This is a genomic window from Melaminivora jejuensis (assembly GCF_017811175.1).
GTDB lineage: Bacteria > Pseudomonadota > Gammaproteobacteria > Burkholderiales > Burkholderiaceae_C > Melaminivora > Melaminivora jejuensis.
On record NZ_JACWIJ010000002.1, the window covers coordinates 40,072 to 56,132 of the forward strand.

The 16,061-nt window shown below is 65.3% G+C and carries 14 protein-coding genes and 2 pseudogenes; 14 read left to right on the forward strand and 2 right to left on the reverse strand.

All coding sequences use genetic code 11. The features are described from left to right. The first annotated feature begins 136 nt into the window (after positions 1-136). The 14 genes and pseudogenes from IDM45_RS00405 (at position 137) to IDM45_RS00470 (ending at position 14,711) form a co-directional block, all read left to right on the forward strand. A complete protein-coding gene (locus tag IDM45_RS00405) occupies positions 137-1,216 on the forward strand; it encodes a pilus assembly protein PilM (RefSeq protein ID WP_209421160.1) in 1,080 nt (359 codons plus the stop codon). Next, on the forward strand, positions 1,213-1,848 hold the full coding sequence (locus IDM45_RS00410; RefSeq protein WP_209421161.1) for a PilN domain-containing protein: 636 nt from the start codon (positions 1,213-1,215) through the stop codon (positions 1,846-1,848). The genes IDM45_RS00405 and IDM45_RS00410 overlap by 4 nt, the downstream gene beginning before the upstream one ends. Before the next feature lie 12 nt (positions 1,849-1,860). Further along, complete coding sequence (locus IDM45_RS00415) at positions 1,861-2,547, forward strand: type IV pilus inner membrane component PilO (protein WP_209421162.1); 687 nt, start codon at positions 1,861-1,863, stop codon at positions 2,545-2,547. Next, positions 2,544-3,110: a pilus assembly protein PilP gene (locus tag IDM45_RS00420; protein WP_232653656.1), complete on the forward strand. Its 567-nt coding sequence runs from the start codon at positions 2,544-2,546 to the stop codon at positions 3,108-3,110. Before IDM45_RS00415 ends, IDM45_RS00420 begins: the two co-directional genes overlap by 4 nt. Further along, positions 3,107-5,344, forward strand: coding sequence for a type IV pilus secretin family protein (gene pilQ / locus IDM45_RS00425; protein ID WP_209421163.1), 2,238 nt, complete (start codon positions 3,107-3,109; stop codon positions 5,342-5,344). Before IDM45_RS00420 ends, pilQ begins: the two co-directional genes overlap by 4 nt. A 17-nt stretch (positions 5,345-5,361) precedes the next feature. Beyond that, positions 5,362-6,906, forward strand: coding sequence for an Ig-like domain-containing protein (locus tag IDM45_RS00430; RefSeq protein ID WP_209421164.1), 1,545 nt, complete (start codon positions 5,362-5,364; stop codon positions 6,904-6,906). A gap of 59 nt (positions 6,907-6,965) precedes the next feature. Next, positions 6,966-8,080: pseudogene (gene aroB, locus IDM45_RS00435) on the forward strand (3-dehydroquinate synthase). Positions 8,081-8,193: 113 nt separating this feature from the next. Then, positions 8,194-9,381 (forward strand): deoxyguanosinetriphosphate triphosphohydrolase, encoded by a 1,188-nt coding sequence (locus IDM45_RS00440; RefSeq protein WP_209421165.1) that lies wholly within the window; start codon positions 8,194-8,196, stop codon positions 9,379-9,381. A gap of 157 nt (positions 9,382-9,538) precedes the next feature. After that, positions 9,539-10,165, forward strand: a complete 627-nt coding sequence (locus IDM45_RS00445) for a DUF1415 domain-containing protein (RefSeq protein WP_209423931.1) — start codon at positions 9,539-9,541, stop codon at positions 10,163-10,165. Beyond that, positions 10,162-11,088, forward strand: coding sequence for a class I SAM-dependent methyltransferase (locus IDM45_RS00450; RefSeq protein ID WP_232653654.1), 927 nt, complete (start codon positions 10,162-10,164; stop codon positions 11,086-11,088). The genes IDM45_RS00445 and IDM45_RS00450 overlap by 4 nt, the downstream gene beginning before the upstream one ends. 121 nt (positions 11,089-11,209) lie before the next feature. Further along, complete coding sequence (locus IDM45_RS00455; protein WP_232653652.1) at positions 11,210-12,205, forward strand: Bug family tripartite tricarboxylate transporter substrate binding protein; 996 nt, start codon at positions 11,210-11,212, stop codon at positions 12,203-12,205. A 120-nt stretch (positions 12,206-12,325) separates the two neighbouring features. Beyond that, positions 12,326-13,128: pseudogene (locus tag IDM45_RS00460) on the forward strand (amino acid ABC transporter substrate-binding protein). 151 nt (positions 13,129-13,279) lie between these two features. After that, positions 13,280-13,933: an amino acid ABC transporter permease gene (locus tag IDM45_RS00465; protein ID WP_209421166.1), complete on the forward strand. Its 654-nt coding sequence runs from the start codon at positions 13,280-13,282 to the stop codon at positions 13,931-13,933. Next, entirely contained in the window at positions 13,914-14,711 is a 798-nt protein-coding gene (locus IDM45_RS00470; protein ID WP_269783620.1) for an amino acid ABC transporter ATP-binding protein, read from the forward strand. The genes IDM45_RS00465 and IDM45_RS00470 overlap by 20 nt, the downstream gene beginning before the upstream one ends. A gap of 163 nt (positions 14,712-14,874) precedes the next feature. On the opposite strand, the gene IDM45_RS00475 is transcribed toward IDM45_RS00470, so the two are convergent. Beyond that, positions 14,875-15,516 carry a hypothetical protein gene (locus IDM45_RS00475; RefSeq protein WP_209421167.1) on the reverse strand — a complete coding sequence of 214 codons (642 nt, stop codon included), beginning with the start codon at positions 15,514-15,516 and terminating at the stop codon, positions 14,875-14,877. Beyond that, on the reverse strand, positions 15,513-16,058 hold the full coding sequence (locus IDM45_RS00480; RefSeq protein WP_209421168.1) for a GTP-binding protein: 546 nt from the start codon (positions 16,056-16,058) through the stop codon (positions 15,513-15,515). The genes IDM45_RS00475 and IDM45_RS00480 overlap by 4 nt, the downstream gene beginning before the upstream one ends. Positions 16,059-16,061 lie beyond the last annotated feature (3 nt).

Genomic DNA, 16,061 nt, shown 5'->3' on the forward strand with positions numbered 1-16,061 from the left:
CACGATGCGTCTGCTTTTGACAACGACCAAGGGCAGTGCGCCGGTGCGGCAAGTTGTTGACGCAACAATCTTGCTGCTAGCATCGCCCGGCAACCTCGATTGCAGCGTTTGCCAAAATAGTTACACAGGGGGCGTCTTGGTCTCAGTGGGATCGTTATTTCGTCGCAAGGCCGCCCCTCTTCTGGGGGTGGACATCAGCTCATCGAGCATCAAGCTGGTGGAGCTCGGACAGGCCGGCGATGGTCGGCTGACGCTGGAGCATTGCGCGATGGAGCCGCTCGAACGCGGCTGGATCAGCGACGGCAACATCGAGAAATTCGATGAGGTGGCCGAAGCCATGCGTCGCCTGGTCAAGAAAAGCGGCAGCCGCACGCGCAACGTCGCCCTGGCCCTGCCACCTTCGGCCGTCATCACCAAGCGCATCGCCCTGCCCGGTGGCATGAGCGAGCAGGAGCTGGAGGTGCAGGTCGAGTCCGAGGCCAGCCAGTACATCCCGTTCTCGCTCGATGAGGTCAGCCTGGATTTTTGCGTCATCGGCCCGGCCAAGAACTCCCCGGGCGACGATGAGGTGCTGATCGCCGCCTCGCGCAAGGAGAAGGTGCAGGATCGCCAGGGCCTGGCCGAGGCCGCCGGGCTCAGGCCGGTCATCGTCGATATCGAATCCCACGCCGCGCGCCTGGCGGCGGCCCGCCTGATCCAGGCGCTGCCCGGCGGCAGCCAGGATGCCGTCATTGCCCTGTTCGAGGTCGGCGCGCTTACCACCAGCTTGCAGGTCATCCGCAACGACGATGTGCTGTACGAGCGCGACCAAGCCTTCGGCGGCGCCCAGCTGACCCAGCTGCTCATGCGCCAGTATGGCTTTTCGCAGGAAGAGGCGGAAGACAAGAAGCGCAGCGGCGAGCTGCCCGAAGACTATGGCTCGGCTGTGCTGCGTCCCTTCGTGGACAGCCTGGCGCAGGAATTCGCCCGGGCGCTGCAGTTCTTCTTCACCAGCACGCCCTTTCACCGGGTCGATCACATCCTGCTGGCCGGCGGCTCGGCGGCCCTGCACGGCCTGCCCGAGCAGGTCATCCAGACCACCGGCTCGGCCTGCAGCGTGGTCAATCCCTTCGACGACATGGAAATCGGCGGCTCCATCCGCCTGAAGAAACTCATGCGCGAAGCGCCCTCCTACCTGACTGCCTGCGGTCTGGCCATGCGGAGGTTCCTGCAGTGATCCTGATCAACCTGCTGCCGCATCGCGAGGCAGCACGCAAACGCCGCCGCGAGACCTTCCAGGTTGTCATGTTCGCCTCCGCCCTGGGCGGCCTGGCGATCGCCGCACTGATCTACCTGTGGTTCCAGGCCCACATCGCCGAGCAGCAAGGGCGCAACGAACTGCTGCGCAGCGAGATCAAGCTGCTGGAAGGGCAGATCAAGGAGATCGCCAGCATCGAGGAGGAAATCACCGCCCTGCAGGCGCGCCAGAAGGCGGTGGAAGACCTGCAGGCCGACCGCAACCTGCCAGTCCACATGCTCAACGAACTGGTGGCCCAGCTGCCCGATGGCGTGTACATCACCAGTCTCAAGCAGGGCAACGAGGTCGTGACCATGCAGGGCATGGCCCAGTCCAACGAGCGCGTGTCGGAGATGCTGCGCAACTTCTCCGACAACACGCCCTGGTTCACCAAGCCCGAGCTGGTGGAGATCGTTGCCGCCAACGTGTCCCTGACCCCCAAGGATCAGCGCCGCGTGGCTTCCTTCAACCTGCGCTTCAGGCTGGTGCGCAGCGCCAGCAAGCAGGACGCTGCCGGCCAGCCAGCGGCCGGCGGCAAGCCGGCTGCCGGTGGCAAGCCGGCCAGCAAGTGAGTGACCAGACAGATGGCGACACGCACCGTTCCCAAGCTGGACTTTGCCGATCTGCAGGATCGCCTGCAGCGGCAGTTCCAGAACCTCGACTCCAAGGATCCCTCCCTGTGGCCCATCGTGCCGCGCGTGTTGCTGTGCCTGTTCATCGCAGCCGGCGTGGCCACTTTCTCCTGGTTCTTCAAGCTGACCGACTACGAAGAGGAACTGGCCGCCGAGCGCGCCACCGAGCAGACCCTGCGCACGGACTACCAGAAGAAGCTGGTCAAGGCCGTCAGCCTGGACATGCTCAAGAAGCAGCGCGAGCAGGTGCAGCAGTACGTGATCCAGCTGGAAAAGCAGTTGCCCAGCAAGGCCGAGATGTCGGCGCTGCTGTCCGACATCAACCAGGCCGGCCTGGGCCGCAACCTGCAGTTCGAGCTGTTCCGCCCGGATCAGATCGTGGTCAAGGACTACTACGCCGAGCTGCCCATCTCGATCCGCATCATCGGGCGCTACCACGACATCGGCGCCTTCGCCGCCGACGTGGCCAACCTCTCGCGCATCGTCACGCTGAACAACATTTCGCTAGTGCCGGTGGCCAAGGAGGGCGGCGGCAACCTGACGCTGGAGGCCACGGCGCGCACCTTCCGCTACCTCGATCCCGAAGAGATCCAGGCCCAGAAGGACGCCACCAAGAAAAAGAAGGCGGGCGCCAAATGACGGGCGGCAAGAACCGGATGCTGCCGCTGGCAGCCCTGCCGCTGGCGTTGCTGCTGGCGGGTTGCAGCAGTGACGGCCAGGACGACCTGCGCGGCTGGATGCGGCAGTTGCGCAGCACCACCAAGCCACGCACCCTGGAGCTCACCGAGCCCAAGCAGTTCGTGCCCAGCGACTACGGGGCCGAGGGCAGCTCCGACCCCTTCAACCCGCAGAAGCTGACCCAGGCACTGCGCCGGGACTCCTCGCAGTCGGTGGCCAACGTGTCGCTGATAGCGCCCGAGATGGCGCGGCGCAAGCAGCCGCTGGAGGCCTATCCGCTGGATGCCATCAAGATGGTCGGCAGCCTGAACAAGGAAGGCACGCCGACAGCCCTGGTCAGCGTGGACAAGCTGCTGTACCAGGTGCGCGTAGGCAATTACCTGGGGCAGAACTACGGAAAAATCATGGCCATCAACGAAACCTCGATGGATCTGCGCGAGGTGGTGCAGGACTCATCGGGCGACTGGATCGAGCGCCCGACCAAGATCGAACTGCAAGAGGCAAGTGGGGAGAAGAAACAATGATCGGCTCGACAACACGTCTGCATCAGCGCCTGCGGCTTGCCGCCGTCGCCCTGGCCGCCGTCCTGGGGGCTGCGGGGGTGCAGGCCCGGCCCAGCATCGAATCGGTCACGGCTTATCTGCAGGGCGGGACGGAGGTGCTGCGCATCGAACTCACCGAGCCCCTGACGGAAGCCCCGGCAGGCTTCGCCACCCAAAGTCCGGCGCGCATCGCACTCGACTTCCCCGGCGTGGGCAATGCCACCGGGCGCTCGCTGGTGGAGGTCAACCAGGGCAACATCCGGACAGCCAACATCGTGCAGACCGAGGAGCGCGCCCGGGTGGTGCTCAACCTCAGGCAGACCGCGACCTACAGCACCCAGATGCAGGGGCGCACGGTGCTGGTGACGCTGGACGCCGTGGCCGGCACCTCGGCAGCGGCCTCGCCCAGCGCCGAGCGCACGGTGTTTGCCGAAGGGCACAACGCCGATGTGCTGGCGCTGCGCGATCTGGACTTCAGGCGCAGCCCCGATGGCGCGGGCCGGGTGGTGGTGGCGCTGGCCAACAACCAGGTCGGCGTCGATCTGCAGCAGCAGGGCAAGGGGCTGGTGGTGGAATTCCTGCGCTCCTCGCTGCCCGAAGGGCTGCGCCGCCGCCTCGATGTGTCCGACTTCGGCACGCCCGTGCAGACCATCAGCGCCACGCAGCAGGGCGAGCGTGTGCGCGTGCTCATCGAGCCGACGGGGGAATGGGAGCACAGTGCCTACCAAAGCGACAACCAGTTCGTGGTCGAGGTGCGGCCCAAGAAGATTGACCTGAACAAACTCAGCCAAGGCCCGCGCTACACCGGCGAGAAGCTGTCGCTGAACTTCCAGAACATCGACGTGCGCTCGCTCCTGCAGGTCATTGCCGACTTCACCAACTTCAACATCGTCACCTCCGACACCGTGACCGGCGCGCTGACGCTGCGCCTGAAGGACGTGCCCTGGGATCAGGCGCTGCAGATCATCATGGAGGCCAAGGGCCTGGGGATGCGCAAGTCGGGCACCGTGCTGTGGATCGCCCCCAAGGACGAGATCGACGAGCGCACCAAGAAGGACTACGAGGCCACCCAGGCCCTGCAGCGGCTCGAACCCCTGCGCACCCAGGCCTTCCAGCTCAACTACGCCAAGGCGTCGGACATCGCGCCGCGCCTGACGGCCACTTCCGGCGGCAGCGGCGGCGGTGGTGGTGCCACTAGCGCAGCGGGCACTTCGCCGACAGCCTCCACGCCGGGCGCACGCTTTTTGTCGCCACGCGGCAGCGCCATCGACGAGCCGCGCACCAACCAGATCTTCGTGACCGACACCGCTGCCAAGCTCGAAGAAGTGCGCCTGCTGCTGCAGACCCTGGACGTGCCGGTGCGCCAGGTCATGATCGAGGCGCGCATCGTCGAGGCGCGCGACACCTTTGGGCGCTCGCTGGGGGTGCGGCTGGGCGGCGGCGACCTGCGTGCCCAAAGGGGTGGCGACGGCGGCTACAGCATCGGCGGGGGCAACCGCCTGGCAATTGGCACCGGCTACGACAACGCGACTGGCTCCACTGGCTTCCAGTCCGGGGCGGGTATGAACATCAGCGGCGTGAAGCCGGGCGGCAAGGAGGGGGAAGGTCCCAGCACCACTGGCACTTTCCTGAACCTGCCGGCAGCCTTGTCCGGAGTGGGCGGGATCGGCTCCTTTGCCCTGTCGATCTTCAGCCCGGCAGCCAATCGCTTCCTGACCCTGGAGTTGTCTGCCATGGAGGCCGATGGCCAGGGCAAGATCGTCTCCAGCCCGCGCCTGGTGACGGCCGACCAGGTCAAGGCACTGATCGAGCAGGGCACCGAATATCCGTATGTGGTGATATCCGACAGGGGTGCCAATACGGTCTGGAGGAAGGCGGTGCTCAAGCTGGAGGTGACCCCGCAGATCACCCCCGAGGGCAACATCATCATGGACCTGGACATCAGCAAGGACGCCCGGGGCGAGCGCACCGAGCAGGGCCTGGCCATCGATACCAAGCATGTCATCACCCAGGTGCTGGTGGAAAACGGTGGTACCGTGGTGATTGGCGGCATCTTCGAAATGGAAGAAACCTCGCAGGAAGAGAAAATCCCGCTGCTGGGTGATGTTCCGGTAGTGGGCAATCTCTTCAAATCCCGCACCAAGGAATCCACCAAGCGGGAAATGCTGGTCTTCATCACCCCCAAGGTGATTACTGATCGTGGATCTGTGCGTTAATTCATAAGGTGAGAACAATGAAAATCATAGGAAAAATTGCAGCGTGCTTATCCTTCACGTTGTTGGCCGCTTGTGGTGGCGGCGGCGGAGATCCGGGAGGGTCTGGAAATTCTAGTGGTGAGGGAGGTACGTCAGTCAATGCCATCGTCAATGTCCAGACTTTCAAGGGAGAGGGTCAGGGCGCAGCTCCTGTAAATTCCTTTTCTTCTTCAGAACTGGACGCCCATGTCAAGGCTACGGTCAAGGACAGGGCTGGCAATCCGATCCCGGGGACGGTCGTTACCTTCTCTCAAGAAGGCTCTGCATTGCTGGAGTTCATCCCGGAATCTGCCACTGCCTTGACGAACAAGGATGGGGTTGCCGAGGTTGATGTCAAAGCCAAGGATGCACAGGCTCTAGGCGCAACCCAAATTGTCGCCACTGTGAAAGTCGTGGATAGAACTGGCCAGGAAAAGGTGGCAACAGGACGGCAAAGCGTATCAGTTTCCCCTACAGTGGTTGCTGATCCACAAGCTGCCGCTGCGGCCATCAATTTCAGCAAGGCTAATCCCTCCGACAGCTCCATCGTCATTGCCGGCTCTGGCGGGAATGGCAGGTCGGAGACCGCATTGCTCACCTTTACCGTGGTCGATGGGCAAGGCTCGCCTCTCAAGGGAGTAGTGGTTGACTTCAATGTTGTGCCTGCAGGCAGCGTCAACCTACTTACCACGCAAGGTACTACAAACTCTGCTGGAGAAATTACGGTATCCGTATCTTCGAAGGAAAATCCGGTTTCTGTCATTGTCAATGCTAGGGTGCGAGAACGCAATATCAGCACGCAATCTGACACCTTGACTGTCACTACGGATATCGCCACACAACGCGGTTTCGATCTTTCGGCTTCCAAATACAATATGGATTTCGATTTGTCTGGCGATAGTTCGACCATCAATGTGATGGTAGTGGACAGGAACGGAAACCCTGTTGCCGACGGCTTGGCTGTTGTCGCGCAAGCTGATTACGGACGCGTTGGCACCTCTGGGCGTGGTGGCTGCACCACGGTGAATGGTAAATGTTCGGTGCAGTATGAAGTGCAGAATCCACGGCCACTTGACGGTGTGCCCGTGAATGTGCTGTTTTCTACGCAAACAGGGCAGGGAGAAAGGATCACCGATTCTCTAAGACTGTGGGTGACTTCGGTGGGTTGGCTCGATTTTTATGCGGATCGCAACAGCACTACTCCCATTACAGCTCCTATCAACTTGAGTCTGGTTGATGCAAAGACATGTAAATTCAGCGGTTTTGTACTGTGGCTGGGAACGGAAAAAGGTTTTCCAGCTCCTGCAGGTACAGTTATCACTGCCAGGTCACGTAGCGAATTGGCCAATCCAGCCGTTGTGGCAGGCTCTCCGACGCTTGATTCCCCTGGGATTAGAAATTTGGTGGAATTTTCTGCAACCGGCAAGCCTGACAATCCTGCAGGTGTTGACAATTGGGTGGTGCAATTCACGGCAGGCCCCAGCAAAACTGTGTATGCAGTAAATCTGGCAGTTAGCGTCCCTGCCTGCCCCAAAGTGGATTGATTTAATATTTGATAAAAAAGGCCCGGATTTTCCGGGCCTTTTTCAATAAAGAAAATTCAATGATGTTGAGTTCTTCTGGAAAAATAACGATCGACCTTGGGCGGCGTAGTTATGCAATAAATGTAGGGAGTGAACTGCTCGCCTATTTGGCAAAAAAAGCGGATCAAGTCTTCCCCCCCGCCACCTCCGCCCTCATCGTCACCAACACCACCATCGCCCCCCTGTACGGCCAGGCCCTGGCCGACGCCCTCGCCCCTACTACCCGCACGTCCACACCGTCACCCTCCCCGATGGCGAGGAGCACAAGACCTGGCAGACCCTGAACCTGATCTTCGACGCCCTGTTGACCCACGGCTGCGACCGCAAGGTGGTTTTGTACGCCCTGGGCGGCGGCGTGATCGGCGACATGACCGGCTTTGCCGCCGCCTGCTACATGCGCGGGGTGGATTTCGTGCAGGTGCCCACGACGCTGCTGGCGCAGGTGGACTCCAGCGTCGGCGGCAAGACCGGCATCAACCACCCGCTGGGCAAGAACATGGTCGGCGCCTTCCACCAGCCGCGCTTGGTGATCTGCGATCTGTCCACCCTGAACACCCTGCCCACGCGCGAGCTGGCTGCCGGCATTGCCGAGGTCATCAAGTACGGCCCGATTGCCGACATGGCCTTCTTCGCCTGGCTGGAGGAGCACATGGACGCCCTGCTGGCGCGCGAGCCGCAGGCGCTGGCCCACGCCGTGCAGCGCAGTTGCGAGATCAAGGCCGAGGTGGTGGGCGCCGACGAGCGCGAGGCCGGCCTGCGCGCCATCCTGAACTTCGGCCACACCTTCGGCCACGCCATCGAGGCCGGCCTGGGCTACGGCCAGTGGCTGCATGGCGAGGGCGTGGCCGCCGGGATGGTCATGGCGGCCGAGCTGTCGCAGCGCCTGGGCCTGGTCGATGCCGCCTTCGTGCAGCGCTTGCGCCGCCTGATCGAGCGCGCCGGCCTGCCCGTGCGCGGCCCGGTGCTCGACGCCCGGGACAACGCCGCCCGCTACCTGGAGCTGATGCGCGTGGACAAGAAGGCCGAGGCCGGCGCCATCCGCTTCGTGCTGATCGAGCAGCCGGGCCGCGCCGTGCTGCGCCCGGCGCCCGATGCGCTGGTGCGCGAAGTCATCGACACCTGCTGCGCTGGCTGATCGGGGCCGGGCTGCCTGGGTGCGGTGCGGCTGCGCTACGTCGAAAGTCAAAAGCTGTTTTGCTATTGTTAAAGTAGCTGTTAGCGCTTGCTGGGTAAGGGTTTGAGGCCAAAATGACCAAAAATTCAGGGCTTTTGGCCCCCTATGCCTGCGATCCGGCCCATACCCGTGGGCGGCGCCATCCGCAGCCGCCTGCGCCCACGCGCACCGAATACCAGCGCGACCGCGACCGCATCGTCCACTCCTCGGCCTTCCGGCGCCTGGTCTATAAAACCCAGGTCTTCGTCAACCACGAGGGCGATCTGTACCGCACCCGGCTGACGCACTCGCTGGAGGTGGCGCAACTGGCGCGCTCCATCGCCCGCTCGCTGCGTCTCAACGAGGATCTGGTCGAGGCCATCAGCCTGGCGCACGACCTGGGCCACACGCCCTTCGGCCATGCCGGCCAGGACGCGCTCAACGCCTGTATGCAGGGCTTTGGCGGCTTCGAGCACAACCTGCAAAGCCTGCGCGTGGTGGACTGGCTGGAGGAGCGCTACCCCGAATTCGACGGCTTGAACCTGACGTTCGAGACGCGCGAGGGCATCTTGAAGCACTGCTCGCGGCGCAACGCCGAGCTGCTGGAGTCGCGCGAGCCGCACGGCGTGGCCTGGCGCTTCCTGCACGGCGGCCAGCCCAGCCTGGAGGCGCAGCTGTGCAACCTGGCCGACGAGATCGCCTACAACGCGCACGACATCGACGACGGCGTGCGCGCCGGCCTGGTGACGCTGGCGCAGTTGCGCGAGGTGCCGCTGTTCGACCGCTACCGCGCAGCGGTGCAGAGCCAATACCCGCAGCTGGCCGAGCCGGCTGGCCAGCGCCGGCTGCTGCACGAGGCCATCCGGCGGATGCTCAGCGACCAGGTCTATGACGTGATCGACAGCACGCGCGCCGCCCTGGCACGCCACCACCCGGACAGCGTGCAGGCGGTGCGGGCGCTGCCGGCGCTGGTGTGTTTTTCGGCTGCCATGCGCGCGCAGTCGCTGCAGCTCAAGCAGTTTCTGATGCGCGCGCTGTACCGCCATCCGCAGGTGGCGCAGACCATGGATGCAGCCCAGCAGATCGTGCGTGAGCTGTTCGCCGCCTACCTGGCCGCGCCGCACGAGCTGCCCGTCGCCCAGGCGCAGCAGGCCCGGCAGGCGCTGGCGGCGGGCGCGCCGGCGCAAGGCGCCCGCGTCGTGGCCGATTTCATCGCCGGCATGACCGACCGCTTTGCCGCACGCGAGCACGAGCGGCTGACGGGGCTGCGGCTGCTGGTTTGAGAGGGTTTGGGCGCGCTTCCTAGAATCGCGGCTTTCCCTTTTCGCCACACCAGCCACGGAACGCCCCATGCCCCAGCACCCAGCCAACCCGCAAAGCCCGAGCGACACCGGCCCTGGCACCGATGCCAGCACCCCGGACGCCATCGTCATCGAGGACATGGTGCGCTGGCTGGAGCGCGCCGTGATCGACCTGAACCTGTGCCCCTTTGCCAAGGGCGTCCACGCCAAGGGGCAGATCCACTACGTCGTCAGCCAGGCCACTGATGCGCGCGGGCTGCTGCAGGAGCTGGCTGATGAGCTGGAGGCACTGGCCGAGGCCTCGCCCGAGCGGCGCGACACCACGCTGCTGATGGCGCCGCACTGCATGGCGGATTTTCTGGATTTCAACGATTTCCTGGAGCTGGCCGACGAGCTGGTCGAGACGCTGGAGCTGGCCGGCATCCTGCAGGTGGCATCGTTCCATCCGCAGTTCCAGTTCGCCGGCACGCAGGCGGATGACGTCAGCAACTGCACCAACCGCGCGCCGTACCCGACGCTGCACCTGTTGCGCGAGGACAGCATCGACCGCGCGGTCGAGGCCTTCCCCGAGGCCGAGGCCATTTTCGAGCGCAACATCGAAGTGCTGGAGGGGTTGGGGGCCGAGGGCTGGACGGCGCTGAACGTCGGCCCGCGCTGCCCGCTGCATGGCGGCCTGCCCGAGCCGGCTCCTGGGCGCGGCCCTGGCAATGCCGCTGCCGATGGCCAGTCCGGCGGCAAGGCTGGCGCCGGCGGGCAGCAGCCATGAGCGGCGCAGCGCAGGCACGCCCGGGCGGCAGGCCGGGCAAGGGCGGCAAGAACAGGCCAGAGGGAGCCGGGCAGGGCAGGGGTGCGGCGCAGGACGCCGCCGTGCTGGCCGAGCTGCGCCCCGGCCAGTCCATCGAGCTGCTCAAGGAGTTGCACATCCTGACGCGCGAGGGCCGGCTGAACCAGGACTCGCGGCGCAAGCTCAAGCAGGTCTATCACCTGTACCAGTTCATCGAGCCGCTGCTGGCCGAGGCCGCGCAGGACGGCCACGCGCCGCTGCTGGCTGACCACGGTGCGGGCAAGTCCTACCTGGGCTTCATCCTGTATGACCTGTTTTTCAAGCAGCTCGGGCGCGGCGAGATCTACGGCATCGAGTGGCGCGCGGAACTCGTGCAGCGTTCGCGCGAGCTGGCGGCACGCCTGGGCTTCGAGCGGATGCACTTTCTGGACATGGCAGTGGCCGATGCCGCAGGCGCGGCGCAGCTGCCCGAGGGCTTCGACATCGTGACCGCGCTGCACGCCTGCGACACCGCCACCGACGACGCTATTCGCTTCGGCCTGGCCAAGCAGGCGCGCGCCATGGTGCTGGTGCCGTGCTGCCAGGCCGAGGTCGCGGCCAGTCTGCGCCAGGGCAAGGCGCTCGCCCTGTCGCGCACGCCGCTGGCCGAGCTGTGGCGCCACCCCATCCACACGCGCGAGCTGGGCAGCCAGATCACCAACGTGCTGCGCTGCCTGCATCTGGAGGCCTCGGGCTACCAGGTTACGGTGACCGAGCTGGTCGGCTGGGAGCACAGCCTGAAGAACGAGCTGATCCTGGCGCGTTTCACCGGCCAGAAAAAGCGCAGTGCCGCCGAGCGCCTGGCCGCCATCCTGGACGAGTTTGGCCTGCGCGCCGCGCTGGGGGCGCGCTTCGGGCTGGCCTGAGGAGGTTGCCCGGCGGGTATTGCACTGCGGGAAAGCCCCCGCTACTCCTGCCACGCCGAGTCCGGTAGTGTGCGGCGCTGCCGGCTGCCTCAGCCGCTTGGAACAACAGGAGACTCCCACCATGCCCTTGAACGGCTTTTTCTCGCGTCGCACTCTGGTGCGCTCCATGGCTGGCCTGGCCGCTGCCGACGCCTTGGGCGTGCAGGCCCAGGCAGGTGCCGGCTACCCCAGCAAGCCGGTGCGCATCGTCGTCGGCTTCTCGGCGGGCGGTACCACCGACATCGTCGCGCGCCTGATGGCGCAGGAGCTGACCGAGGCGCTGGGCCAGTCCTTCGTCGTGGACAACAAGCCCGGCGGCGGCAGCAACATCGCCACCGACCTGGTGCGCCAGGCGCCTGCCGATGGCTACACGCTGCTGTTCGTGGCCGTGACCAGCACCATCAACCAGACGCTGTACCCGAACATCAAGTTCGACCTGATGCGCGACTTTGAGGCCGTGGCGCTGGGTGCCAAGGTGCCCAACATCCTGGTGGTGCATCCCAGCGTGCCGGCCAAAACGGTGCCCGAGCTGATTGCCTGGGCGCGCGCCAACAACGACACGGCCTCCTATGCCTCCTCGGGCAGCGGCACGTCCATCCACATGGCCGGCGAGATGTTCAAGGTGCGCACCGGTCTGCAGACCCAGCACGTGCCCTACAAGGGCAGCGCCCCGGCCATGACCGACCTGATCGGCGGCCAGGTGCAGTTCATGTTCGACAACATGCCCTCGGCCTGGCCGCACGTGCAGTCGGGCAAGCTGCGCGCGCTGGCCGTGACGACCAAGAAGCGCTCGCCCTCGGCGCCGGACGTGCCGACCATGGAGGAAAGCGGCGTGGCGCCGTTCGATGTCACCTCCTGGTTCGGCCTGCTGGCGCCCAAGGGCACGCCGCCCGAGATCGTCGCCCGGCTCAACAAGGTCATGAACGACGCCTTCGACAAGCCCAACATCCAGCAGTCCTACGCCAAGCTGGGCGCCATGGCCGAGAAGAACAGCCCGCAGGACTTCGCGCGCTTCATCGACAGCGAGGTCAAGGGCTGGGCGCCCATCGTCAAGGCCTCGGGCGCACGGGTGGACTGACGCCGGCGCCGGGCGATACGGCAAAGATGGGACAATTGCGGGTTTTCCTGGGCGCCAGCGCCCGGGACGACGCTTTTTGCTTCGCCTGCTTTCCCTCAACTCCCCACCTTTGCCAAACCCATGAAGAAGTTCGCCGCTGTCGCCCTGTTGACCCTCACCGCCGTGCTTGCCGGCTGCTCCAAGCAGGAAAGCGCCGCCCCGCTGCTGCCGCACCCACGCCCGAGCCTGCGGCCATCACCAAGATCGTGGTCGGCCTGGACGACAACTTCCCGCCCATGGGCTTTCGTGACGACAAGAACGAGCTGGTCGGCTTCGACATCGACATGGCCAGGGAAGCCGCCAAGCGCCTGGGCCTGGAGGTCGAGTTCAAGCCCATCGACTGGAGCGCCAAGGAGGCCGAGCTGTCGGGCAAGCGCGTCGATGCGCTGTGGAACGGCCTGACCATCACCGAAGAGCGCAAGCAAAACATCGCCTTCACCGCGCCCTACATGGAAAACCACCAGATCATCGTGGTGCCCGCCAACTCCGAGATCAAGGCCAAGGCCGATCTGGCCGGCAAGGTGGTCGGCGCGCAGGAAGGCTCCAGCGCGGTGGACGCCATCAAGAAGGAAGCCGCCGTCTTCGAATCCTTCAAGGAGCTCAAGACCTTTGGCGACAACGTGACCGCGCTGATGGACTTGAGCACGGGCCGCCTGGAGGCCGTGGTGGTCGATGAGGTCGTGGGCCGCTACTACGTGGCCAAGAAGCCCGACCAGTACGCCGTGCTGGACGAGAACTTCGGCACCGAGGAGTACGGCGTGGGTGTGCGCAAGGACGACACCGACCTGCAAGGCAAGCTGGACAAGGCCCTGAACGAGATGAAGGGCGACGGCGCCGCCGCCAAGATTGCCGAGCAGTGGTTCGGCAAGAACATCATCAAGTGATTGCGCTATTGCGTTATTGCGCTATCGGTCAATCATCAATTTTGATAGCTGGCTGCGCTTGACTGGTGCGGCTTTGAGCCACTTTTCATTCATTTTTTGACCCCCTTCCCCGATGGGGGAGGGCTGGGGAGGGGGCTACTCCCGCCCACGCATGGATTACGTTCTCTCCCTCATCGCGCCGCTGGCGCAGGGCGCTGCGGTCACGCTCAAGCTGTTTGCCATCACGCTGGCGCTGGCCCTGCCGCTGGGCCTGGCGCTGGCGCTGGCGCGGCTGTCGCCCCTCAAGCCCCTGTCGGGGGCCGTGAATGGCTACATCTGGCTGATGCGCGGCACGCCGCTGATGCTGCAGATGCTGTTCATCTACTTTGCGCTGCCCTTCGTGCCGGTGGTGGGCGTGCGCCTGCCGGACTTCCCGGCGGCGGTGGCGGCCTTTGCGCTGAACTACGCCGCCTACTTTGCCGAGATCTTCCGCGCCGGCATCCAGTCCGTCGATCGCGGCCAGTACGAGGCCGCCAAGGTGCTGGGCATGAGCTACCCGCAGACCATGCGCCGCATCGTGCTGCCGCAGATGGTGCGCACCATCTTGCCGCCCATGAGCAACGAGACCATCACCCTGGTCAAGGACACGTCGCTGATCTATGTGCTGGCGCTCAACGACCTGCTGCGCGCCGCGCGCGGCATCGTGCAGCGCGACTTCACCACCACGCCCTTCATCGTCGCCGCCGCGTTCTATCTGCTCATGACGCTGGTGCTGACCTGGGGCTTCCAGCGCCTGGAGCAACGCTATGCCAAGTTCGACCAGTGATGCTGGCGCCGTGGGCGCGCCCCCGATGATCGAGGCGCGCGACGTGCGCAAGCGCTTTGGCAGCCACGAGGTGCTGCGCGGCGTCTCGCTGTCCGTGCGCGCCGGCGAGGTGGTGGCCATCATCGGCCCCTCTGGCTCGGGCAAGAGCACTTTCCTGCGCTGCCTGAACCACCTGGAGACCATCGACAGCGGCCACATCGCCATTGCCGGCGACACCCTGGCCACCACCGACGCCGAGGGCCGCTGCGTCTATGTGCCCGATCCGCACCTGCGCCGCATCTGCGCGCGCACCGGCATGGTGTTCCAGCACTTCAACCTGTTTCCGCATCTCACGGTGCTGCAGAACCTGATCGAAGCGCCCATGGTGGTGCAGGGCCTGGCGCGCGATGCGGCGATTGCGCGCGCCGAAGGCCTGCTGGCCAAAGTCGGCCTGACACAAAAGCGCGACAACTACCCGGCGCGCCTGTCGGGCGGGCAAAAGCAGCGCGTGGCGATTGCCCGGGCGCTGGCCATGCAGCCCGAGGTCATGCTGTTCGACGAGCCGACCTCGGCACTCGATCCCGAGCTCACGGGCGAGGTGCTGCGCACCATGCGCGAGCTGGCCGACGGGCGCATGACCATGCTGGTAGTCACGCACGAGATGGGTTTTGCGCGCGAAGTGGCCAACACCGTGGCCTTCATGGATCAGGGCGAGCTGATCGCGGCCCGCCCGGCGCGCGAGTTCTTTGCCGATCCGGGCAACGAGCGGGCGCGGGCGTTTTTGAACCATATGCTCTGATACGAGTTTGCGTTCGGCGAGATGGGCTCGGCCCACGAGAACCCTGTCGATGGCTGGGCGCAGGTGCGATGAGGGTCGCAGAGGCAGCAACAGACCCGATTGCATGCTCTGCAGCACCGCGCCCTAGGCCAGTCGTGGCGTTTGGGGCGTTGCCGCGCCGCCCTCACCGCAGCGAGAATTTCTCCCCGGCCGCACGAATGCCCCAGATCAGTTCGACAAAGGCCGTGTTGTTGATCAGCGGCTCGTCGCCCAGGATCAACCAGTAACCCACGCCATCCACCCAAAACAGCATGAAACTGGTGGTGGGCATGACCATGTCGATGCTCTCGAAGAACGATACCGCCCGGCCTGTGCCGGTCCAGCCGCGCTGCTTCTGGCGCGCGGCGAAAGTGAAAAACTCGGCAGCCGCGGCGCACAAGGTGTCGGCCTCGTCCTCTGAATAGCCCACGCGAGCCAGGCAAAAGCCGTCGTCGGAGGCCAGCGCTGCCAGCCGCGCGCCGGACAGGCCGGCGATGGCGTGCGGCAGATAGTTGTCCAGCCGCACGTCGGGCGCCCTGAGTTCGCGCTGCACTTCGTGCGCCCAGCCCTCGCGCAGCGCGCGCGCCAGCAGCTCCTGATGAGCCGGATGCTGCGCCAGCCATGCGCGTCGCGTCGGCGCCGCGCCGCGCGGCAACAGGGTTTGCAGCAGGGCGCTGTCCTCGTCCGGCTGGCGCTCGGCGAACACGCGCAGGGCGCCTGCTGGCGTCAGCATCAGCCAGGGGCCAGCGGCCGGGGCGTTGGCGCTCGGGTCCTGCTCGGCCGTCATGACGCGGCGCCCGCGAATGGGTCGATGTCGTAGATCAGCGCCGTAACCAGCGCCGCCATGTGGGCGCGGCTGCGCGCGTCGGTGTCCATGACGGTCGGCGGCAGACCCAGCGACACCAGCTCGCGCGCCACCTCCTGGCGCGCCTGCCAGCCGGCCGCCTCGGCATGGGTGATGCCGACCACCAGCGTCGTGCGGACGATGAAGTCGCGCAGAGCCGTCACGTAGGTGCGCAGATCGGCTACCGGATTGCTCGCTTGACCATTCAGCAGCAGCACCAGGCCCAGGGCGTTTTCCGACAAGATGTCCCACATGAAATCAAAGCGCTTCTGGCCGGGCGCGCCGTACAGCCGCACCTGGTCGCCATTGGCTAGGCGCATCAGGCCGTAGTCCATGGCCACGGTGGTGGTTTCCTTGAGCAGGCGCACGTCGTCTGACGCCTTGGCCTCGGTGCTGACCACTTCGATATCCGACAGGCTCTGGATGGCCGTCGTCTTGCCCGCCCCGACGGGGCCGGCGAACAGAAGCTTGTAGATCTGTGCCATAGT

Bases quoted from the DNA above. Each gene is read 5' to 3' on its own strand.
- IDM45_RS00445 (WP_209423931.1), top strand. From the start codon at position 9,539: ATGGTGCGCTGGCTGGAGCGCGCCGTGATCGACCTGAACCTGTGCCCC.
- IDM45_RS00420 (WP_232653656.1), top strand. From the start codon at position 2,544: ATGACGGGCGGCAAGAACCGGATGCTGCCGCTGGCAGCCCTGCCGCTG.
- IDM45_RS00455 (WP_232653652.1), top strand. From the start codon at position 11,210: ATGCCCTTGAACGGCTTTTTCTCGCGTCGCACTCTGGTGCGCTCCATG.
- IDM45_RS00415 (WP_209421162.1), top strand. From the start codon at position 1,861: ATGGCGACACGCACCGTTCCCAAGCTGGACTTTGCCGATCTGCAGGAT.
- IDM45_RS00465 (WP_209421166.1), top strand. From the start codon at position 13,280: ATGGATTACGTTCTCTCCCTCATCGCGCCGCTGGCGCAGGGCGCTGCG.
- IDM45_RS00470 (WP_269783620.1), top strand. From the start codon at position 13,914: ATGCCAAGTTCGACCAGTGATGCTGGCGCCGTGGGCGCGCCCCCGATG.
- IDM45_RS00450 (WP_232653654.1), top strand. From the start codon at position 10,162: ATGAGCGGCGCAGCGCAGGCACGCCCGGGCGGCAGGCCGGGCAAGGGC.
- pilQ (WP_209421163.1), top strand. From the start codon at position 3,107: ATGATCGGCTCGACAACACGTCTGCATCAGCGCCTGCGGCTTGCCGCC.
- IDM45_RS00430 (WP_209421164.1), top strand. From the start codon at position 5,362: ATGAAAATCATAGGAAAAATTGCAGCGTGCTTATCCTTCACGTTGTTG.
- IDM45_RS00440 (WP_209421165.1), top strand. From the start codon at position 8,194: ATGACCAAAAATTCAGGGCTTTTGGCCCCCTATGCCTGCGATCCGGCC.
- IDM45_RS00480 (WP_209421168.1), bottom strand. From the start codon at position 16,058: ATGGCACAGATCTACAAGCTTCTGTTCGCCGGCCCCGTCGGGGCGGGC.
- IDM45_RS00475 (WP_209421167.1), bottom strand. From the start codon at position 15,516: ATGACGGCCGAGCAGGACCCGAGCGCCAACGCCCCGGCCGCTGGCCCC.